Below are 20,450 nucleotides of genomic sequence, written 5' to 3'. Positions count from 1 at the left end.
TGGGCAAACAAGCTAAATTAGGAGTTTAATTAAATACCTGCATTTTTAAAAATGGATATTACCAAAAGATTTGACCGGATACTACAGATATTTTTTCTATTGCAATCTAAATCTGTAGTCACTACAGATGAATTACAAAAGCGGTTCGAAATCAGTTTAAGAACAATTTACAGGGATTTAAAAGCCCTGGAGATTGCCGGTATTCCGATTGTAAATGAATTAGGATCTGGCTATTCGATTATGGAAGGGTTTAGGCTGCAGCCGTCGAGGTTTAGTCAAGAAGAGATTCTCAGTTTAATGGTTGCCGAAAAAGTGATGCAGAAACACGAAACCCAATTTGTTAAAAAACATTTTGAGGCAGCACTTATCAAAATAAAAAGCTCTTTTCAGGTGAATCAAAAAAGAGATTTCCTGCATTTAGAAGATACCATACATCTTAAAAACGACTTAAAATCTAAGGATTATCTGCCCAACATTATCGATGTTTTACTCAACAGTACCTTAAGGAAAAAGATAACCCATATCGATTACCTCAAAAGTGGTGATATTCATACGGTTGGCAGATCTGTTGAACCAATCGGTGTATTCTACGAACACAGTCTTTGGTATCTTTTAGCCTATTGCCATTTAAGAAAAGATTACCGCAATTTTAGATTAGACAGGATTAAAAAAGTTTTAATGCTCGAAGAAAGCTTCACCATTGCACACCCTCCAATTAACGAATTCAGGGATAAAAGTCTATCTGAAAATAGGATGAAAGTCGAAATTAGGGTAGACCGGAAGTATGCCCATTTTCTATATTGGGAACGACAGATTTTCGGATTTACAGGCGAAGAAATTTCGGATGATTTTGTGGTCATGTATTTCGACTGTTCTCTTTCTGAAGTTTCTTTTGTGCGCTGGTTTGTTAAATTTGTTGATGTGGCGGAAATTATAGAACCAGCCCATTTGAATAATGAACTGGTTGAGATAATGGAATCTGGTTTGAAGAGATTAAAAAACAAAGCGGCCATATCATAAATATAGAATTGTCATTCTAAAGGATAATTTATTTTATAAAAATTAATATAAATGACAGGAAATGTTAATGGAGATAAATTGTCTCAAAATATCGTCATTGCGAGAAGGCTTTTTCAGCCGACGAAGCAATCTTTCTAGCAAGGATGGCTAGCACGAAAGATTGCTTCGTCGTTCCTTCTCGCAATGACGACCACTCTACTGGACGCTGTCAATGGTAGCCTGTCGAAGGACTTATTTAAATACCTCGTAAGGTGTTTCGACAGGCTCAACATGACAGCATCTGAGGAGAAATAGCCTTTATGATACAGTCTCTTGCCTTTTTTAATAACGGTCCCAGAAAAATGGAGGCTCAATACCTAAGGCCCTTAAATACACAAAGCCCTGTCCACGGTGGTGTATTTCGTTATCAATGAAATACAAGAGGTGACTAATGATCGAAAACTCGTACTGCCCGAATAATTTAATGGTTTCGTGAAGCTGATCTTCAGCGATCTGGTTAAAGTATTCCACAATTTTTGGGGTATCCTCATCCCATTTTGTTAGTAGCTCTTCCTTGGTATTCAGTGGAAGATCATGACTAAAAGGTGCTGTTTCTCTGGTAACCATTTCTTTTAAACCAGGAACATTAATCGATAACAACTCTTTAATTAATGAAGAGAAAGGCCTCATTCCGCCGATAGAAAATTCGAACAAATCTTTTTCAGGGAATTTTTCAATGGTTTTTCTGGTTAGTTTTCTGTGGCCTAACCAATGCTGAAGTAATTCGCTTTTAGTAATCATAGTTGCTGACATTTTGTTATATTAATTGAATAGAACAAAACTAAGACTGGCCTATGACAGCTGTTTGTCAGTCGAAAAACAGCATGTTATTTTTTTATTAAAATTTCTGTTTATTTTTTAGAATCTGATAAGCAGGACTAACCTTTAAAAGTCATAAAATTTGCAGTTTTTAAAGAGACCACAAGTTCATTTACTTGTCTTGTAATACGGTAGCAGATAAATCTTGTGTTTGGTTGATGTGTTCACGGTACATATTGCCCCAGTCAGACATCGCATCCAGCATTGGTTTCATGGTACGGCCCAAATCGGTAAGGCGGTATTCTACCCTTGGTGGTACTTCCGGAAAAACAACCCGGGTAATAATCTGATCTTTCTCCAGCTCTCTTAATTGCGCCACCAACATCCGTTCTGATATGCCAATAATGTCTTTTTTAAGCTCGCCATAGCGCATGGTACCATAAGAAAGGCGACACAATATAGCGGGTTTCCACCTTCCGCCGATTACCGCCAGCGATGAGGACATGCCACAGCTGTCGATCATCATTTTTTCGTTCAAAGCATTGGTTGATGTTTCTTTTCTCATTTCTTACTTTTTTGTTAGTACCTAACAATTTGTTGCTTACCTGCAAATGTAAAGTATCTCTTTTACTTTAGCATAAAATTTAAAAAATACAGATGAAAAAATTAACAGATAAAATTGCGTTGGTAACCGGAGGAAGCCGGGGCATAGGTGCAGCGATTGTAAAAAGATTAGCTGCCGAAGGTGCAAAAGTGGTATTTACATATGCAAATTCACCAGAAAAAGCTTCGGCCGTAGTGACTGAGGTTGAAGCTGCCGGTGGGCTTGCCGTGGCATTAAAAGCAAGCAGTACAATACCAGCTGAAGTAACTGGCGCAGTGGCTAAAACAATTGCCGATTTTGGCCACATAGATATCCTGATCAATAATGCCGGTATTTATATTGGCAAAGCCTTTGAAGAACATACTCTTGAAGATTATAATGAAATTATGGCCGTTAATGTGCAAGCAGTTTTTGTGGCGGCTTTGGCTGCGGTAAAAGGCATGCCCGAAGGTGGTCGGATCATTACCATCGGCAGCAACATGGGCGATAATGCTGTTGGTCCTGAAACCACTCTGTATACCATGAGCAAATCGGCACTTCAGGGTTTTACACGCGGTTTGGCACGCGATCTTGGTGCCCGAAAAATTACGGTAAACCTGATTCAGCCTGGACCAATCAATACCGATATGAATCCCGCAGATGCACCATTGGCTGATTTCTTGAGAACCCGCATGGCTTTGCCAGATTATGGTACGGTAGAAGATATTGCATCATTTGTAAGCTTTATTGCAAGCGAAGAAGCCCGGTACATCACTGGCTCGTTTTTAACAATCGACGGTGGGTTGAACGCTTAAAGTGATCGCCAATAAAGCCAGGTTTGGTCGGGAGGGCAATTCCCGATCAAAATATTGTAAAAAATGGATGAGGCTAAATCATCTTGCTATTAACCGCACGCGAAAGTGCTTCAACCATATTACTCACGTCCAATCGTTCAAAAATCCGTCGCCTATAATACTTTACGGTATCAGGAGCAACAAATATTTTTTCAGCAATTTGGTTAATGGTTAAACCTTGAGCGTGCAATTGTAATATTTCGATTTCCCTCTTGCTGAGTTTTGGTTTCTCTGATTTCTGCCAGATTTTATTTTCGATATTTAACGCCCACAGATCATCGGTACCTTGTTTGTAAATACAGATATTACCCGCCTGCTGATGCTGTGAAATGGAGACAATACACATCGCTTTCCACATCTTACCTTCGCCAGTTAAAAACAAGGGGGTAAGTTTATGGTTAATCAACGTGGGTTTACCTTCCCGATTAATCAGATGAAAATCGTAAGTAATGCTATAGTGTTTTTTTTCTTCGTCAGGTAGTTTTTCAAAAAAATCGAATCCCGCCTCGTTAATCAGACTCAATAATGCAAGATCCTTTTCAGGAACATTTTTAAAATAAAATTCATAGCCTAAATCCAAAACTTCGCTAGGCGAATAACCACATAAAAATAAAGGATTTTCTGAAACATACTCAAACGCCATTTTTTCGTAATCGATCACATACACACTTTCATAGGTTAAGCGTGCAAAAGCTTTTATAGCTTCCATGTAATCTTGCTGCTGAAGATCTGCTGCTGATATTTTTTCAACTTTATTTTTAGTCAGCAGGGAGGAGGTAATGGTGTCTTTCATTTAGGGGATGGCTTAATAGCAAATTTACACTAAAGTGTAGCCTTTGAAAATATTTTTGTATCCACCTTTAAAGAAAAGATTTTGAATGATGAAAAAATGGTCTGAATTAAGCCTGGCAGAATTAAACAAAACCAGGTCGAAGTTAAAGGGTGCCTTAATTGGATTTATCATATTTGGAGTGCTTATTTCCTTAGCCTTGTTTTTTCTTAAGGCGAAATTGGTGTTATTTATCCCAGTAATGGTGTTGCCCATTACCTGGTTGCCGATCTACAGCTCTTTAAAATCGGTAAATGACGAGATCAGATTACGTAATGCACCAAATGTTAATCAATAAGTTGTATGCATCCTGATCTAATAAGTTGCAGAAACTGCAGTCATGTTGTAAATGATAACTTTTGCAGCCATTGCGGTCAGCCGGTACATGTTAAAAGGGTAGATGCGCACTACATCTTACATGAAATACAACATATTCTACATTTCGAAAAAGGAATATTGTTTACCGTAAAAGAACTGCTCATCAGGCCCGGCCAAAATATCAGAACATTCATTAGCGAGAACCGGAGTAGATTGGTAAAACCAGTTATATTTATCATCGTTAGCTCGTTAATCTATACAGTAATTAGTCATTTCTTCCATATTGAAGAAGGTTATGTTGAATTTAAGGAAGTAAAAAAAACAAGCATTGGTTTAATTTTCGATTGGGTACAGGGGCATTATGGTTATGCCAATATTTTAATGGGTGTTTGCATTTCCTTGTGGTTAAAGCTGTTTTTTAAAAAATACAGCTACAACTTCTTCGAAATATTGATTCTACTGTGCTTTGTTATGGGGATTGGCATGTTAATCATTTCTGCTTTTGCAATTGCCGAAGGACTTAGTAAAATCAGTTTCATGAAAGTTTCGGGCGTTATAGTGGCAGTTTATAGCACATGGGCTATAGCTCAGTTTTTTAACGGGAAAAAAGTGGCGAGCTACTTAAAAGCAATTATTGCTTATAGCTTAGGGATGTTAACATTTGGCTTTGTGTTGGTATTTTTGGGCATTTCAATCGATTTATTGATGAAACATTAAACGTTCCTTTGTATTATGCAGGCATTACCCGTAATGTGGTTGTAACCGATGAAACAGGAAAGAAAACGAACCATGTGGTAGATGCGGCGAATAAAATTCAACTTAAAATCAAGATCAAGGCAGAAGGATATACCTGGCTTAAGATGGAGTAGGATTGTTGAAATATTGTCAAACAAAAATAAGGCTGTACCATAAATATAATTGTCATACTGGGCCCTGTCGAAGGACTTGCGTAAATGTTTTACAAGGCGTTTCGCTTCCAAAGTGAAAAATGATCTCTGCGTAACCATCAGGTACAACTTCAAAGCTTGATAGTTCTGCTCCAGATACCCTTCTGTTGTACCAAAAGCACTTTATCGTATCCTGCAGCTCTTCTGGAGGTTCGAATTCTTGATGATGCATTTTTAATGGCAACATATTCGAGGGTATAGCATGCAAGTATAGTGCTTATTACACTTATTTTCAATTGGCTAAAACTTCGTAAGGATTTTCGCTTTATGATTTCTTGAAAGGATGGCTAATGATTATATTCGCCTATCAGAAAAAAATCTGACGCTTCTCATGGATGAATTTGAAAAAAAGGGCAGGAACGATATTCTTCGCTCATTGGCAAGTATGCTTTTGTTCAGCATATATGTATTGGTAACTTATCACGTGGCCTTGGGGCACATAGATAAGTCTAAACTTGTAGTACAAATTATTAGGTTAATGCTAACAGTACTGATGCTCTACCTGGTTTTTAAAGGCTATAGTTGGGCTCGAAATCTTTTTACTGTACTTACTGCTTTAAGTATGTTGATCCTGATACCAGCGATATTTAGTGATAATGCAATTGAGCGCAAGATTCCCCTGTTTACCGGTTTGATTATCTATTCTTTAGCTTTATACAGGGTGAATTTTTTAGCAAGTGCAAAAGCTTATTTTGAATATACTAAGGAAAATCGATGAGGATTTGGACAATAGTTTTTCTTGCCATCTGTGTCATGGTCACCATTGCAGTAGAAATCTATATCAAACGTAACAAATGATATTTTTAATCTAATACTTCGAAAATCACTTTGAAGTTTGTTCCTTCTCCCAGTATTGAATTCACCTGAACCTTTAAGTTAAGGTAGTTCGCTATGCTTTTTACAATGGCAAGTCCTAAGCCATAGCCCGCATTTTCGGCATGACCTGTTTTTTTAAAACGATCAAATACATGTGGTATATCTTCTGCTTTAATGCCTTGGCCACTATCGCTAACCTGAATGGAATAATAACCTTTTTCAAGGTGATCAGAAATCTGTATGCGCCCATTTTCTTTGTTAAACTTAATGGCATTGTTAATTAAGTTATAAAAGAGCTGAAACAAAAGATCATGATTGATATGGCGTAAACGCTTATTATGGCTAAGCATGATACCGATCTGAATGTTTTTTTCTTCGAGCCTATGGCCTATTTCTTCCACTATTTCATTAAAGAGTGTTTGCGGTTCTATCTCATCCTGTTTGGAGAATTGCTCATTTTCTATTCTCGAAATGAGTAGGAGCGAACGCGATATTTTCTTTAACCGCTCCAGTGTTTTCATCATATCCACAATGTGTTCCTGTACCGCTTCGGATGCCGATTCTTCAGTAAGCAGGTTTTCCATCTTGTTTTGTAATATACTAATGGGCGTCATAAACTCATGCGAAGCATTGGCCGTAAATTCCCGCTCCTTTTCAAAAGCTTCGTTAATCTGGTCCATTAAAGAAATGAGCGAATGATCGAGGTATTTAAAGTCTTGAGTACTGGTGTTAATATGGCCGTGTTTCTTTTTAAAGGGAAACCTACTGTTGGTCAGCCTTAATTTGATAATCTGACCAAGTGGTTTAATTAACTGCCGGGTAAAAATCAAGTCTATAATAATACTTAGGGCAATAAGAATGATGAGCACGTATAAAGCAAAGCGTTGGAGCGCATCATTATAAAGGTTAATGCTGGCAGTGGTTTTACCGATTTCTAAGAGGTAGTTTTTTTGGTTTTTTTGAAAGGTAAAACTCAGTACCCGATAGGCGATGGTATCTTGTTCTACAATACGCTTGGTATCGCGTATGGTATCTAATTTCAGTGTTTGTGCTACGGTTTCGAGTGCAATGTATTCATCTTTCAGCATGGTATAGCTACCATAACTGTTATCTCCTTCGAAGTAATAATCTATTCCCTTTTTGTTGATGTTTTGGAGTACTTTTTTCTGCTGGTTTCTAAGCGAAAAGTTGGTGTAGTTAGAAGCAACCTGCCCGATCAGAAAAGGGAGCAATAAAATAAACAGACCTACAATGGCGAGTTTAGATCCGGTAATAAATAAAGTAAGTTTAGTAGATAGTTTCAAATTACTTCTTAATTCTATAACCAACGCCTCTAACGGTTTCCAGCCATTCGGTAGGGGCGTAAACATTTAATTTCTTCCTGATATTTTTAATGTGTGCATCAATGTAGTTCGAGTCGTAATCATCATCAACAAAGTTGCCCCAAATATGTTCGCTCAATTGCATCCGGGTAAGCACCCTGTTTTTATGCAGTAGAAGGTAGCTTAAAAGATCAAATTCTTTGCGCGAAAGTTCAATCTGCTCCTCCTCAAAAAATACGAAGCGTTTTTGCAGATCGATGTTAAAGTTTCCGAGCGGAATTAACGCTTCGTCAACTTTAAATTTTCGCCTGGCAATGGCCTGCATCCGCGACTGGAGTTCGGGTAAAAAAAAAGGCTTCGCTAAATAATCGTCTGCACCCATATCTAAACCCGCTACGCGGTCTTCTAATTTTCCTCTGGCCGTAAGAATAATATAGGCTGCATCCGGATTGCTTTTTTTCGCCTTGCTGAGCAGTTCAAAACCGTCGCCATCTGGCAAACCTAAATCAATCAGCACATAATCATATTGATTTAACTCTAGCTTATTAGAACCCTGTTTAAAACTATGGGCCAGATCGCACAAGAAGAAAGCCTTTTTAAGAAACTTTTCCATTTCAAAGGCAAGCGTTTTTTCATCTTCTATGATCAATACCTTCATACGGATTAAAATTGATAGTAAACTGCTAAACCAAAGAAAGACTGCTGGTGTTTTACATTTTCTTCTTTTCTGTTTCCAAGTATGGAGAATTGATAACTGGCTTCGGCAAGGAAATTTCCATTACTCCAGTTTAAAGGTAACTTAAAATTGTAAGACAATAGTTTAAACTGATTAACCGTATTTTCAACTACCTCGGTGGTACTCCCGTTAACGATTCCGGGAGCGGTATCACTTTTTCCTTTGCCGTTCCCATTCGAGTTCTGCCTTTTGTTTTTTTCGATGATATAGGTTTCGTAAAAGTGGGTGGTACCTGCTGTAATCTCTACGGCTGGCGTAATTGAAATAAGATTCTTTTCGTTGAACACTGTTCCCAGTTCGATCTCTTTTGAATTGCTAAAACTGATAAATCCATCGGTTTGCTTTCCGAAGGCCAAATCGAGACTAAGATCGGTTTTAAACCAGGGCCATTGGTAGGCGGCCGATGCATTGATGTTATTGTTGTTGGATGCCTGGAGCAAAGGAGAATTAGCCGGAAAAAAAGAATGGGTATAGGCAAGTCCAGCGGTAAATTTTTCATTAAAATCATAATCGTAACCTACGCCCAAATCTGTTTCCGAAATGGTTGATCCATAGTTTAAGAGTTTATAACCACCGCCCGAAAAATATAAACCGCTTGGAAACCGTAAGGTAGCATTAAAGAGTACATACGGGTATTTTTCAGGAGTAACCTGTCCGTAATAGTTAATGTTACTATTGTACATGGCCGCAAGTGTAAGCGTAGCTTTTGTAGAATCCTGCTGTGCCTTTACATTCGATATGACCAAAAATGAGAAGAAAATTAAGAGACGGATGCGCATAGATTTATCCTTTAAGGCCTTTTAATCTTAGGTTTAATAATCTTGATGGGTTTTACCTTTACATTAGGCTTTACGGCCATGGGTTTTACCTGTCTTTTGGCTTTTGGTACTTCTTTGATCTGTAGTGGCTCTGGTTTTTGATTTTCAGGCTGTTTGTCTTTTTTTTCTTTATCCTGTTTTTTAATCACTTGTTCTTTCTGTGGGTTTGAAACAGCTAAAGTGGTAGAATCTTGTTGCACGGCAAAAACACCCGATAAGGGGGCAAAAGCCAGGCAAAAAATAACGGCGAATCGGATCATTTTATAAATATAAAAAAAGTTTACCCCCTAAGAGGTAAACCCTACCTAAAAACCACCATACATGGTGCGCTCACATTTCAAAAGTAGACTGGCAACATGAAATTAAGATGAAAAAAATAAATTTTAAATTTCATGTTGCTTTCATCTTCGGCCATCAACTTTGAAGCGTAAAACTTTAAATAAAATCTACAGTTATGAAAACAAATTTTGTAAATACCATTTTAGCTGTCTTCGCCGTAATCGGGATGATTGCCTTTTATGGATGTAAAAAAAATGAATCAAGCCAGGGAACAACTAAAGTTCAGATTAAAATGACCGATGCCCCGGGCAACTTCGATAAGATTAATTTAAGTGTAAAAGAGATTGTACTGGTATCGGGCGATAAACCTTATGTATTTGCAGCAAGTACCGGTATATTCGATATTCTTGATTTTAGGATCGGCACCAGTAATCCTGATATTTTGGTTGCTTCGGGCGAAATGCCATCAGGAGAAATTACCGAAATCAGACTGGTACTTAACGAAACCGGAAATACAATCGTAGTAAATGGTGTTCAGCAGGAACTTAAAACGCCGAGCGCGCAAACATCTGGCTGGAAGGTGAAATTAACCGCTAATCCAGAATTGGTTGAAGGCGCTGCTTATACATTACTGTTAGACTTTGATGCGGCGAAATCTATCGTAAGCACCGGAAACGGAAAATATTTATTAAAACCAGTGGTACGCGGAATTGCAGCAGCAACTACCGGATTAATTTCGGGAACTGTTTTGCCTTTAGCAAGCTATCCTGAAGTATTGGTTATTGCTGGTACAGATACTGTAGGTACCGTGGCCGACCCTTTAACCGGTAAATTTACTGTAGGTGGCTTATCTTCAGGTACCTACTCGGTTAAATTTGCACCGGTTGTTGGTTATAGAGATAGTACCATTACTGCTGTTAAAGTGGCTTTAGGGCAAAACACATTGTTGGGCACGGTTACTTTAAGACAGTAAAACCCCATTATTCATATTTAAATTTAAAACGATGAAAAAGCTATTCTTGCTGTTGTTACTTGTAGTAAGCAGCAGCCTTACTTTTAAAGCTCAGGCCCAGGTAAGTGTAAATATAAACATAGGTGCACAGCCTGCATGGGGTCCAACTGGCTACGATTATGTAGATTATTACTACCTGCCCGATATTGAGAGCTATTATTATGTGCCTAAAAAACAGTTTATTTATATGGGTGCAGGAGGCTGGGTTTTTACCACATCCCTTCCACCGAGATATAGGGGCTATGATTTATATAATGGCTACAAGGTTGTAATTAACTCGCCTCAACCTTACCGTTATTTCGAAACCCACAAAGTAAAATATGCCAAATTTAAAGGCAACCATGGCCAAGCGGCGATCGGAAAAAGCAAAGGCCAGAAATATTCATCGGCTAAGGGTAATGCCAAAGTTTATAAAGGCAATAAAGGAAAACCCTCACCGCATTTTAATAAAGGAAACGGAAATGGCAAAGGCCATGGAAACGGTAAGGGAAAACATTAGTTGTTTGTGTAATAAAGAAAGAAACCCTCCAAATTTGGAGGGTTTTCTTTTTTAATTTCTTTTTTGTTGCCCCGGAGCAAAAGGTCTGGCAGATTTTGAACCTGTTCCTTTTTTGGCTTGCCCTGGAGGAACTTTTCCGCTATTACCAGCAGTTCTGGTACTATAACAAGCACTGGTAAGCAGCATTACCGATAACGCTACAATAAGATATATCTGTTTCATAATCATGACTAAGCGATAACTGTGCCAATTGCTGACCGTTCTTCAATGAAAAGAGATCTCCTGGCCACTGTCCTTCATTTCAATCCTCTTTCTTTTAAAAGGTTTTCTAATTCTTTGTTATCATATTTCGAATTATTTGCCAATTTATAGATGAAAAATAAAGGGATGAGCGTCAAAAAACCCAAACTGTTTTTCAACACGCTGAAAAATACAACACCGATCAGAAATCCAATTAATATTGCATTGGTTATGGCTGCCGATTTCCTTTTTTTTGCTTCTTGCAGCAACTCCTCATCTGTTAATTCCGTTAATTCTTTTGGTGTCATTTTGCCTGGTTTTTGAACGTAATCACTCGTAGCTAATGCTCAAATATACACGATAGCTGCAACTACTAAAAGCGGTAGATCAGGTTCAATAAAAAAAGCTCATCGAAAAATGAGTCTAATCAAAAGGTTATTTAACTAAATCCTTCGACAAGCTATATTGACAGATTCCAAAAGAAAGGTCGTCATTCCTGCGCAGGCAGGAATCTTAAAGCTTATTGCATTACGATTATTCATAAGTTTTCCTTTTTTCAGAGGCATTAATGAGCACTCCGTGGTTCCCAATCAAGTTGGGAATGACGATTCCTCACAGCCTATCGCCGCAATATAAATACGCTGTCATCTATATTTATACAATAAAATATCCTCAGGATGACAATACACCATTAGCTGGGGCATTTGCAATTTTCTAAGCATATTGGCATTAACCCTCATATCTACAATGTCGCAATTCGCCACCGAAGTTGTCGTTTTTACGTCGCGTTAAAATCTCAGATGAACCTCATATTTGTATCGTTAATATCGTTCAAACTAAATTTAAATAGCGTTATGAAAAATCTAATCCAAACAGGTAATATGCTTAAATCAGTACTGTTCCTCGCCATTATCATGTTTGTAGCACCTCAATTAAAAGGGCAACAACTTAAACCTGCCGAGAGTGGTTATGCACCAGTTAGCGGCCTTAAAGTTTATTACGAAGTATACGGTGAGGGTAAACCACTGGTGTTACTGCATGGTGCTTTTATGACCATCGAAACAAACTGGGGTGAATTAATACCTGAACTGTCGAAAACCAGAAAAGTAATTGCCATCGAGTTGCAAGGACATGGGCACACACCTTTTTCAGACCGGAAATTAGACCAGGCTGTGCTGGCCGATGATGTGGAAGGTGTAATGAAACATTTAAAAGTAGACAGTGCCGATGTTGTAGGGTACAGTATGGGTGGCTCTATAGCTTATAAGTTGACCATACAAAATCCTAAACGCGTAAAAAAATTAGTAATCATTTCTTCAACTTATAAAAGTACTGGCTGGAGACCTGAAATAGCAGGTGCATTTAAAAATATGAAACCTGAAATGTTTGCAAATACCCCGATGAAAACGGCATATGATGCCGTAGCGCCCGACAAAACAAAATGGACAAAATTCATAGAACAGATGATTGTTTTTGCCGGAACAACATTCGATATGGGCGACGCCAATATTGCGAAAATTACTTCACCCGTATTAATCATCGCAGGAGATAATGATGGCCTGGATAAAGTAGAGTTGAGTAAAACCTACCAATTACTGGGCGGCGACAAATTTGCCGATATGGGGGCGATGCCAAAATCGCATTTGGCCATTGTTCCTGGTCAGGGGCATGTGAGCTTAATGATGCAGACGAAAACAATATCGGCTTACCTAAATGATTTTTTAAAGTAATATAAGCCAAAAGAAGAGCCTGTGTCACAAGTTGTGATTCCATTCGAATTTGTCAGGTTGAGATTATCGAAACGCCTTAAAAGTATTTAAACATGGTCTTAGCGAGATGCTAAGACCAATAGCGGTTGAAACGCTTTATATAGCATTTAAACAGGGACTTCGATAGGTCATCAATGACAGACTTTAATAGAGTGGTCGTCTTTCCCGCGCAGGCTTATCGTGTGGACACATTTTTGATTTATGGGTTTTTAGGCGTTATGCTGACCTGCTTTAATCATACATAGGTTTTACCGAAGAACGCCCGTCAATCCCAAGGGCCGGAGAAAGCAAAAAAACAGTCGCAGTAAAGAACAAATAGCATTGCCAAACCTAAAACGCAGTGGTTTTGTGTTCATAAACGCTAATTTAAAGTTTTAAAGAAGTATTGAACACAAAACGAAGTGCCGCTGTTTTTTTGATATGTGTAGGACTGTGTGAAAGGCCATTGTTGGATTGACAGAGCGCTTTGGGTACTTTGGCGCTCCAAAGTACCATGCCACCGCGGCATAGAGCGGGAAACGTCAATATTTGTGTCTAGAGTTAATAATAGCAGGAAAGATGCTGAAATAAATTCAGCAGGACGACCGCCTTAATGAATGTGTACTAAAAAACAAATTTAGAATTAACAAAAGATGTGTCCACACGATAGGCGCAGGCTGTAACCACGCAGTGCTCAGCGAAGCTAATCTTAAAGCGCTTGCATTACGATTCCCAATCGAGTTGGGAATGACGAACCGCCAAATCCTATCATCCAACTCCTTTGTTTTTGGCTAAATACTAACCTCTATCAATGACGATTCTTCGCAGCCTATCACTTCAAAAACAATGCTGTCATCCATCCATATTGATTTTTATACAAAATTAACCCACAGAATGATGATTCTATATTGATGATACAGCTTCTTTTAAACCTAATCTAATCTTAGGCAAACTTTTGTCATAACCATTTGCGCACTGGTTCATCGTACCATTTTAAGGTTACATATGCTAAAACCACACTGCCGATTAAAATGAGCAAAGCATAAGGCCATGCCTGCACAATGGTTGTGCCTTTATGGTTGCTGATCCAGGCCACGTAAAAATAAACCAGTGGATAATGTACCAAGTAAAGTGGATAGGATATATCGCCTAAAAATTTGCAGATCCTGTGCTCCCTTTGTGTGTGCAGCATCCCACTGGCGCCAATGTATACGATAAGTGGGAACAAGATTATAATGCAGACTGATTCATAAATACCGTTCATCCAAAGATGCGCTGCACCGCCAATGCGTGGCATATAAAGTACCAGCGCCACTAAAAGGCTGCACCATAAAAAGGCATTTTTAATTTGGGTGGGCTTGGCGACACGCGAAAGTAATAAACCCGCAAAGAAAGGGTATAGGGTACGGGTAAAGCCAATACGTACCTGTTCTACATTCAGTGTCCAGCCGCCGCTAACGTCGCCGTTTGTAATGGCCAGATGTGCCAGTGCGATAGCCGCAATAATTACTAAGATACTTAATGCCGTTTTGGAAAACTTTCTGATCCATACTGCATATAAAATATTTGCAATGTATTCAAAAAATAATGACCAGCCCACACTATTCATGGGGTGCATCTCTTGCCAGCCGCGAATATCAAGCGATAGTGGTATAGGTAGGATGGTGTAGCCAATAAGGAGTACCAACAGCATTTTCCAGAGCGGAATAGTATGAATGAGCGGCCATATGGTAGAATCTGTAAAATAGAATCCGATAGCGCCCAGGGTCATCCCCAAAATCACCATGGGTTGTAAACGTATAATACGGCGTTTGAAAAAACTGCCCACACTCATTTTATTCCATCGGTCGTCGTAAGCGTAGCCCATTACAAAACCCGATAATAAAAAGAAAAAATCTACAGCCAGATAACCATGGTTAACCAGAATATCGAGGTGCCCGGTTCCTAAGGGCTCAGTTAAGTGAAAGGTGACAACAATTATGGCGGCCACACCGCGAAGGCCGTCTAATATAGGGTAATGTGGCTTAGTGGCCAGCTCATTTAGATTAGTACTCATTTAAGGGCTTGTAAAAATTGCAAGCCATAAAAATAACCAACATTCTTTATCCCATAACTTTGCATCTACAATGATACGTAATGAATTAAGCTAAGAAAAGTCAAATGTATTGCCTGATAAACCACGTGCGATACCCTTTTAACGCTATTGGGAAAGCATGCGCTAGATGTGAGGTAAAAAGGTGAAGTATACTACCAACTTCATTATCGCTTATATCAATTTTAGTTAGGCCGAAAGAATATTTGAAGGACTTTGGCATTATCAAAGATCCCAGGTTATTGTTGGGATGATTCTGAGAAACGCTGGTTTTAGAATATATCTCTTCAAATTTGTTTATTAAGTGCTTCAAGGCTAATGGCTACACTAGCATTGAAGATTCCATTTGGATTAGTGCCATAGGTAAAGCTGAAATGCCCCTCATAAGCATGGTTTAGTCTCTCCTGAATATTGAGTATACCAGTTTTGGTACTATTTGCTACAGCAGAAGGGTTGACCTTATTGCTGGATTGAATATGTAAGAAACCTTCACCAGTAAATATAGCTATCACGGCTTCTTGATCGGGATCGCTAAGCTGACCATGCTTAAATATATTTTCGGTAAGCGTTAAGATCACTAAAGGGATCATGAGATATTGCCGAGCCTCCTCTTCAACATAGACCTGCAAAAATTGTGTTCTCACTTTTCGCAATTGGTTCAATCTAATCAACTTATTCACCTGGCTTACCTCTTGGGCAACCGTAATGAGTCCTTCGCTATGTGAGGTCTCGACAGCATAGCGCATGATCTCAGATAGCATGATCACAGCCTCTTTGGCCAGTTTTGGATCTGGATCGATATTATGATAAACGCAGTTTAATGAGTTGAATAAAAAATGCGGATTCACCTGTGCCCTTAAGAAATCATTTTGAGCCTTGGACAGTGCCAGTTGCGTCTTTTCTTCTGCAATCATATCCTCTAAACGCATTTTTTCCAGGGCAGTGGTCTTATTCTTTTCCCGATGATAATTGTACAGAAAAAAGTAAGCTGTAGAAAAACCGGTAAAATAAATGCATCTGTAGAGCTCCTTTAAAATATATCCCTTATTGAAGATGATCTTATCAACATGGCTAATGGAACCGATCGACAGCAATAACTGATCTACCCAAAAGTTTACCATAACATAACCCGCTATTGCTGCACAGAACATTATCGGTACACTCAAGAACACTTTCCCCTTTTGTCTCAAGGCCCAAGGAAGCAAAAGAATAGAAAGAAGATAAAAGTAGCTAATAATGACAACGTAATGGGCAATATAAGTTAAGGGATTACCGAATACCCCAAAGACGATGCCTACAACTATACTCTCATAAGCAATGAAAATAGACCATATGAGTACATGTAGCCAACTTTCCTTTATCCCTACTTTCATACCAAATATGCTTTATAGATAGAAAAACAAACCTTATATATAACAATTTTCGATCATACAAACGCATGAGCTAAGTTTCAATCAAAAAGATGAAACAAAAACAAATTAAACTGGCCAAGCGTACAATTTTTATTTTTAAGGCAAATGGATCATTTGCAAGTGGCATCAATACCGAGCCCACCACCAATGGCGATCCAACTACCAACACGATCTCCATTACTCTAACCGGAATCATCCATTAATTCAAGTTCAGGATTGCCCCTTTCGCTTGGTTTTTAACAAGAGCTTGGATACAAATTCATGAAAATCCTTTTTAAAGTAATCGCCTACGGTGATCTTTTTTCCGTTGTCCATACTGATCATGTTCCCCTCTATGGTGTTAATATGGTCAGTATTGATAATAAAGCTTCTCTGAAATTGCAGAAATCCTTTTTGCGCCGCCAGTCGGCCCGCTATTTCAGTAAGAGACATGTAGGTGAGTACGCTCCGCTCTTTCATATGGATGAGGATATAGTTGAGCTTGCTTTCTACGGCAATGATATCCAAATACCGGATCTTCACGATTTTGAGGTTATCCTCCTTACTTTTTACAAAGAAAAAATCCTCTGGAATGTTGCTTACAAGGCCATTGGGCCTAATGCCATCGGCTTCTGGAAACAGCTCGTGGATGACTTCCATGAAACGGGCCAACGAAAATGGCTTTAAGAGATACTCATCTGCCTTGACCTCAAAAGCATCGTAGCCGTATTTGGTGTGGGCTGTGGTAAATACCAGCTTAGAGGTCATCTTTCTTACCAGCTTGGCCAGTTCAATCCCAGATATTTCCGGCATGTCTACGTCCAATAAGATGAGGTCTAGTGGATCACCCTTGCGGATATTAATGAGCGCCTCAACAGGGTTGGTATACCAGCCCACTAGATTTAAATTTGGAATCTTTTCTATATAGACCTTGAGCCCCTCGAGCGCATGAGGTTCGTCGTCGATAATAACACAATTAAACATTCATCAAGAGCAGATAGATTTTCTCACCATAATTACTTATGTAAAATAGGCTTTCTAATTGTAAAATCGACATTTTTAATGAAAAAAAGTTTAGTAAGGCTGCATTTATTGGAAATGGTACATTTTTTTGCCTCTGGTCTTGATAGGCTCGCATCATATCCCAGCATTCGATAGATGATCCCAAATTACCTATTTCAAAATGCTGCCATAGCGTCTACACATCCGATTGATTTATAAAAAGCAACGGGTTATATATAGAAAATCATCCTTTTGGTATAAATCTTTTTTAAAAAACATCTAAAAGAGAGAACTATGGACAAATCTTTTATTAACCACAAAACAAAAAACAAAATGAAAAGAAAAGTTTTATTATTCGCAATGGGTTTAATGTTCGCCCAAGGAGCATTAATGCTAACTGCAAAAGAGGCTAATGCTACTCAGGCTGCAACAGATGGTAACTGCTTTTACGAAGAGACTACAGTTTGCGGAATGAATGGCCAGAACTTCCCAGACAAAGTATTTGTTTCAGGAAGTGCAGAAGTAGAAGTACAGCCGTAATAGCATATGAGGCATGCCCACAACGTGCCTTACAAACGGTCTCAGTATCCGGAGCAAATCACTGCTCCGGATATTATTTACATTGAAAACAAGGAATATAGCATATTATAACCAATACCCCTTACCATTACCTTGGTGTTATTGATAACCAAAATGTAATCATAATGCTGATCCAATACCAAACACCAGTTGATCTTTACCCACTTGCCCCTCTATATGTTATGCAACCCACTAAGGTGCCTCATTTTTATCCTGTCAATAGCAAGCTTGAACGCTTCTGCTCAAGACACTCAATATACTCTCAAAGGCATAGTAAAGGACTTGACAACAGCGGAGAACATTACTTCGGCAACAGTAAGGTTAAGGCCGTTAAGAACCTTAGATTCTATTTCCCTTACAACCACAAAAGATGGAGTATTCCAATTTCAAAATATTAGACCAGGCAGTTATAGCCTAATTATAAGTAAGGTGGGTTTTGAGGAAAATCTCGTGCCAATAACCATTAGTGCTAATACCTCCTTAGAAATTAAGCTAAAAAAGAAAACAATCCTCTTAGATGAGGTTAATATAGTAAGTACTTCTCCCTTGGTCAAAAGGGAGATCGATAAAATCGTTTATCAGGTTGATGCAGATCCGGAGCGTAAGTTCCTTTCTACTTTTGATATGTTTAGGAAAGTACCTTTTATCAGTATGGGTGGCCCAGCAGGAATAACCTTAAAGGGGGAGAGTGATTTTAGGATACTCATCAACGGCAAGCCATCTACACTGTTCTCCAAAAATATCGCAGATGTGCTAAAAGGTATACCGGCGAGCGATATTGTTAGCATAGAGGTAATGACTGTTCCATCATCTAAATATGATGCAGAAGGAGTAGGGGGCATTATCAATATTATTATGGTTAAAAAGCAAGTGGATCAATACAATGTGAGACTTGGCATGAGATATAGTGCCCCAGGCGGACCTAGCGGAAATACCTCTATCTCATTTAAAAAAAACAAGTTTACCGTCAATTTATCGGCCAATATCAGCGACCAAAAAAGGCCAAATACCAGCTCAAGCCTGCTGCGGTATGCCGATAATACAGCTGCCCCCATCTTAAGCGAATCTGGCGAGAATACCAGTAAGAGCAGTTTTCAATCTGGTGTACTTTCCTCTAGCTATGAGATTGATAGTCTGCACCTCTTAACATTAACCCTTGGTTTAAACCATTTTAACGCCACTAGTACTGCTGATCGCTTAACCAAGTCCAATATCAATCAGTTACAGAGCAGTTACCGCCTGGGTTATACCAATCAAAGTATTACCAATGGAGTAGATGCAGCGCTCAATTACGAACTCAAGTTTAGAAAACATAAAAATCGCCTACTCACATTTTCCTATAATTTTGCCAGGAGCGCAGATTTCTTAGATGGTGAATCGCAGCTCTTACCTATCATCAATGTAGCTGGGTATAATTTTAACCAGTACAACGGATCTGGAAGAAATGAGCATATTGCACAGGTCGATTTTACTTCCGTAGAGAAAAAGGTAAAGCTTGAGGCAGGCCTTAAATCAATATTCAGAGAGAATTTTAGTGATTTCTATTCTAACAGACAATCCAGTTTGAACTATACTAAGCTCTCTAATGATTTTAGCTACCAGCAGAACGTATATAGCTATTATAATACAGCAGCGTTTAAGACCAATAAAATAGATTACAAATTAGGGTTTAGGATTGAACTGACCACTTTGGAGAGCAGCGGTATTTCAGATAATGAGATTGATCGAACCTACACGAACTTTATTCCCTTTGTTGCGCTGCAGCATAAACTCACCAAGTTTAGCTCACTTACCTTAAATTACACCAACAGGATCTATAGGCCAAATATCTGGCATTTGAACCCTTTTAGAAATACGATCAGTGTTAATAGCGTCAGCTATGGTAATCCAGATCTGGAACCGTCGATCAGTAATATTCTGGAGCTCAATTTTAATTATGCGGGCAAGCTCTCTTTAGATTTGGGCTTAAATTATGCCATAGCGAGAAATAAGGTAGAAATTATTAACTACTTTGATCAGACCCTTAATATCTACAATGAGACCTTCGGAAATGGTGGGAAAAGTGATAAGATAGGATTTGATGCCAATTTAAGCTTTACTATCGCTAAAAACATATCGGTAAATACCAATCTATCGCTATACTACCTAGCTTTGAGCGCACAATTAATAGATGGTTATTATAAAACGGATAGAATGAACTTTAATACTTTCCTTTCTGTATCCAAACGGTTTAGCAGCAATTATCGTGTAAGCCTTACTGGCTCTTACAATAATGGGATATTATTGTTGCAGGGCAGTACGCCAAGCCTCTACAATTATTCAGCAAGTATAAGCAAGGATTTGCTAAAGAATAGGATGAACATTTCCTTTTCTGCAGCCAATATCTTTCATAAATATAGGTATCTAATTACCGAGGCGAGCACGTATAACTCTTTTCAGATCAGGGAAAATCAGAGCTACCTGAGGAAATTCGATGTGGGATTGAGTTACCGTTTTGGCAAGGCGCAAATACAGGTTAAACGAAATACGAGGAATATCAAAGTAGAGGATCAAAACAATTAGAATGA

25 protein-coding genes are annotated in these 20,450 nt (G+C 38.6%); 12 read left to right on the top strand and 13 right to left on the bottom strand.

The window, feature by feature from the left end; translation table 11 throughout:
* Window positions 1-51 precede the first annotated feature (51 nt).
* Window positions 52-1,020, top strand: a complete 969-nt coding sequence (locus AC07VK_RS23245) for a helix-turn-helix transcriptional regulator (RefSeq protein WP_492954234.1) — start codon at window positions 52-54, stop codon at window positions 1,018-1,020.
* A gap of 321 nt (window positions 1,021-1,341) precedes the next feature.
* On the opposite strand, the gene AC07VK_RS23240 is transcribed toward AC07VK_RS23245, so the two are convergent.
* Both AC07VK_RS23240 and AC07VK_RS23235 read right to left on the bottom strand, forming a co-directional pair.
* A complete protein-coding gene (locus AC07VK_RS23240) occupies window positions 1,342-1,800 on the bottom strand; it encodes a DinB family protein (protein WP_492963194.1) in 459 nt (152 codons plus the stop codon).
* A gap of 190 nt (window positions 1,801-1,990) precedes the next feature.
* Entirely contained in the window at window positions 1,991-2,383 is a 393-nt protein-coding gene (locus AC07VK_RS23235; RefSeq protein WP_492954236.1) for a winged helix-turn-helix transcriptional regulator, read from the bottom strand.
* Between the two features lie 92 nt (window positions 2,384-2,475).
* On the opposite strand from AC07VK_RS23235, the gene AC07VK_RS23230 reads away from it, so the two are divergent.
* Window positions 2,476-3,216 (top strand): SDR family NAD(P)-dependent oxidoreductase, encoded by a 741-nt coding sequence (locus tag AC07VK_RS23230; RefSeq protein ID WP_492954237.1) that lies wholly within the window; start codon window positions 2,476-2,478, stop codon window positions 3,214-3,216.
* A 73-nt stretch (window positions 3,217-3,289) separates the two neighbouring features.
* On the opposite strand, the gene AC07VK_RS23225 is transcribed toward AC07VK_RS23230, so the two are convergent.
* Complete coding sequence (locus tag AC07VK_RS23225) at window positions 3,290-4,048, bottom strand: response regulator transcription factor (RefSeq protein WP_492963196.1); 759 nt, start codon at window positions 4,046-4,048, stop codon at window positions 3,290-3,292.
* Between the two features lie 85 nt (window positions 4,049-4,133).
* Here AC07VK_RS23225 and AC07VK_RS23220 point away from each other — a divergent pair, with 85 nt between their 5' ends.
* Genes AC07VK_RS23220 through AC07VK_RS23210 form a run of 3 tightly spaced genes read left to right on the top strand, consistent with a single transcriptional unit; the run spans window position 4,134 to window position 5,271 of the window.
* Complete coding sequence (locus tag AC07VK_RS23220; RefSeq protein ID WP_492963198.1) at window positions 4,134-4,382, top strand: hypothetical protein; 249 nt, start codon at window positions 4,134-4,136, stop codon at window positions 4,380-4,382.
* A 5-nt stretch (window positions 4,383-4,387) separates the two neighbouring features.
* Entirely contained in the window at window positions 4,388-5,119 is a 732-nt protein-coding gene (locus tag AC07VK_RS23215; protein WP_492963199.1) for a DUF3667 domain-containing protein, read from the top strand.
* 8 nt (window positions 5,120-5,127) lie between these two features.
* Window positions 5,128-5,271, top strand: coding sequence for a hypothetical protein (locus AC07VK_RS23210; protein WP_492963201.1), 144 nt, complete (start codon window positions 5,128-5,130; stop codon window positions 5,269-5,271).
* Between the two features lie 52 nt (window positions 5,272-5,323).
* On the opposite strand, the gene AC07VK_RS23205 is transcribed toward AC07VK_RS23210, so the two are convergent.
* Window positions 5,324-5,521, bottom strand: a complete 198-nt coding sequence (locus AC07VK_RS23205; RefSeq protein ID WP_492963203.1) for a DUF6597 domain-containing transcriptional factor — start codon at window positions 5,519-5,521, stop codon at window positions 5,324-5,326.
* Window positions 5,522-5,680: 159 nt separating this feature from the next.
* Here AC07VK_RS23205 and AC07VK_RS23200 point away from each other — a divergent pair, with 159 nt between their 5' ends.
* Window positions 5,681-6,067, top strand: a complete 387-nt coding sequence (locus tag AC07VK_RS23200) for a hypothetical protein (RefSeq protein ID WP_494939838.1) — start codon at window positions 5,681-5,683, stop codon at window positions 6,065-6,067.
* A gap of 85 nt (window positions 6,068-6,152) precedes the next feature.
* Here the strand turns inward: AC07VK_RS23200 and AC07VK_RS23195 are convergent, their stop codons facing one another.
* The 4 genes from AC07VK_RS23195 to AC07VK_RS23180 are packed head-to-tail and all read right to left on the bottom strand — an operon-like array spanning window position 6,153 to window position 9,301.
* The gene (locus AC07VK_RS23195; RefSeq protein ID WP_492963207.1) at window positions 6,153-7,535 is read right to left on the bottom strand and encodes a sensor histidine kinase; all 1,383 of its coding nucleotides are present in this window, start codon (window positions 7,533-7,535) and stop codon (window positions 6,153-6,155) included.
* The gene (locus AC07VK_RS23190) at window positions 7,471-8,145 is read right to left on the bottom strand and encodes a response regulator transcription factor (protein WP_492963209.1); all 675 of its coding nucleotides are present in this window, start codon (window positions 8,143-8,145) and stop codon (window positions 7,471-7,473) included. Before AC07VK_RS23190 ends, AC07VK_RS23195 begins: the two co-directional genes overlap by 65 nt.
* Before the next feature lie 5 nt (window positions 8,146-8,150).
* A complete protein-coding gene (locus AC07VK_RS23185; protein WP_492963211.1) occupies window positions 8,151-9,002 on the bottom strand; it encodes a hypothetical protein in 852 nt (283 codons plus the stop codon).
* 11 nt (window positions 9,003-9,013) lie between these two features.
* Entirely contained in the window at window positions 9,014-9,301 is a 288-nt protein-coding gene (locus tag AC07VK_RS23180) for a hypothetical protein (RefSeq protein ID WP_492963213.1), read from the bottom strand.
* 194 nt (window positions 9,302-9,495) lie between these two features.
* On the opposite strand from AC07VK_RS23180, the gene AC07VK_RS23175 reads away from it, so the two are divergent.
* Both AC07VK_RS23175 and AC07VK_RS23170 read left to right on the top strand, forming a co-directional pair.
* A complete protein-coding gene (locus tag AC07VK_RS23175; RefSeq protein ID WP_492963215.1) occupies window positions 9,496-10,293 on the top strand; it encodes a DUF4382 domain-containing protein in 798 nt (265 codons plus the stop codon).
* A gap of 31 nt (window positions 10,294-10,324) precedes the next feature.
* A complete protein-coding gene (locus AC07VK_RS23170; protein WP_492963217.1) occupies window positions 10,325-10,831 on the top strand; it encodes a hypothetical protein in 507 nt (168 codons plus the stop codon).
* Window positions 10,832-10,882: 51 nt separating this feature from the next.
* Here the strand turns inward: AC07VK_RS23170 and AC07VK_RS23165 are convergent, their stop codons facing one another.
* Window positions 10,883-11,053 carry a quinol oxidase subunit 4 gene (locus AC07VK_RS23165; protein ID WP_477580423.1) on the bottom strand — a complete coding sequence of 57 codons (171 nt, stop codon included), beginning with the start codon at window positions 11,051-11,053 and terminating at the stop codon, window positions 10,883-10,885.
* Window positions 11,054-11,127: 74 nt separating this feature from the next.
* Complete coding sequence (locus AC07VK_RS23160) at window positions 11,128-11,379, bottom strand: hypothetical protein (RefSeq protein ID WP_492954249.1); 252 nt, start codon at window positions 11,377-11,379, stop codon at window positions 11,128-11,130.
* 546 nt (window positions 11,380-11,925) lie between these two features.
* On the opposite strand from AC07VK_RS23160, the gene AC07VK_RS23155 reads away from it, so the two are divergent.
* The gene (locus tag AC07VK_RS23155) at window positions 11,926-12,801 is read left to right on the top strand and encodes an alpha/beta fold hydrolase (protein ID WP_492963219.1); all 876 of its coding nucleotides are present in this window, start codon (window positions 11,926-11,928) and stop codon (window positions 12,799-12,801) included.
* A 976-nt stretch (window positions 12,802-13,777) separates the two neighbouring features.
* Here the strand turns inward: AC07VK_RS23155 and AC07VK_RS23150 are convergent.
* Together AC07VK_RS23150 and AC07VK_RS23145 are read right to left on the bottom strand one after the other, a co-directional pair.
* On the bottom strand, window positions 13,778-14,875 hold the full coding sequence (locus AC07VK_RS23150) for an acyltransferase family protein (RefSeq protein ID WP_492963221.1): 1,098 nt from the start codon (window positions 14,873-14,875) through the stop codon (window positions 13,778-13,780).
* Between the two features lie 323 nt (window positions 14,876-15,198).
* On the bottom strand, window positions 15,199-16,284 hold the full coding sequence (locus tag AC07VK_RS23145) for a sensor histidine kinase (RefSeq protein ID WP_492963223.1): 1,086 nt from the start codon (window positions 16,282-16,284) through the stop codon (window positions 15,199-15,201).
* An 89-nt stretch (window positions 16,285-16,373) separates the two neighbouring features.
* Here AC07VK_RS23145 and AC07VK_RS23140 point away from each other — a divergent pair, with 89 nt between their 5' ends.
* A complete protein-coding gene (locus tag AC07VK_RS23140) occupies window positions 16,374-16,526 on the top strand; it encodes a hypothetical protein (RefSeq protein WP_492963225.1) in 153 nt (50 codons plus the stop codon).
* 7 nt (window positions 16,527-16,533) lie between these two features.
* Here AC07VK_RS23140 and AC07VK_RS23135 read toward each other — a convergent pair whose 3' ends face one another.
* The gene (locus AC07VK_RS23135) at window positions 16,534-17,286 is read right to left on the bottom strand and encodes a LytR/AlgR family response regulator transcription factor (RefSeq protein WP_492963227.1); all 753 of its coding nucleotides are present in this window, start codon (window positions 17,284-17,286) and stop codon (window positions 16,534-16,536) included.
* A 351-nt stretch (window positions 17,287-17,637) separates the two neighbouring features.
* Here AC07VK_RS23135 and AC07VK_RS23130 point away from each other — a divergent pair, with 351 nt between their 5' ends.
* The gene (locus AC07VK_RS23130; protein ID WP_492963229.1) at window positions 17,638-17,844 is read left to right on the top strand and encodes a hypothetical protein; all 207 of its coding nucleotides are present in this window, start codon (window positions 17,638-17,640) and stop codon (window positions 17,842-17,844) included.
* Between the two features lie 216 nt (window positions 17,845-18,060).
* Entirely contained in the window at window positions 18,061-20,445 is a 2,385-nt protein-coding gene (locus tag AC07VK_RS23125) for an outer membrane beta-barrel protein (RefSeq protein WP_492963231.1), read from the top strand.
* The last annotated feature ends 5 nt before the right edge of the window (window positions 20,446-20,450 follow it).

It is taken from the genome of Pedobacter sp. GW821-FHT01D05 (genome assembly GCF_059422505.1).
Note: the sequence above shows the minus strand (reverse complement) of the source record. Positions and strands in the feature narration are given on the sequence as shown.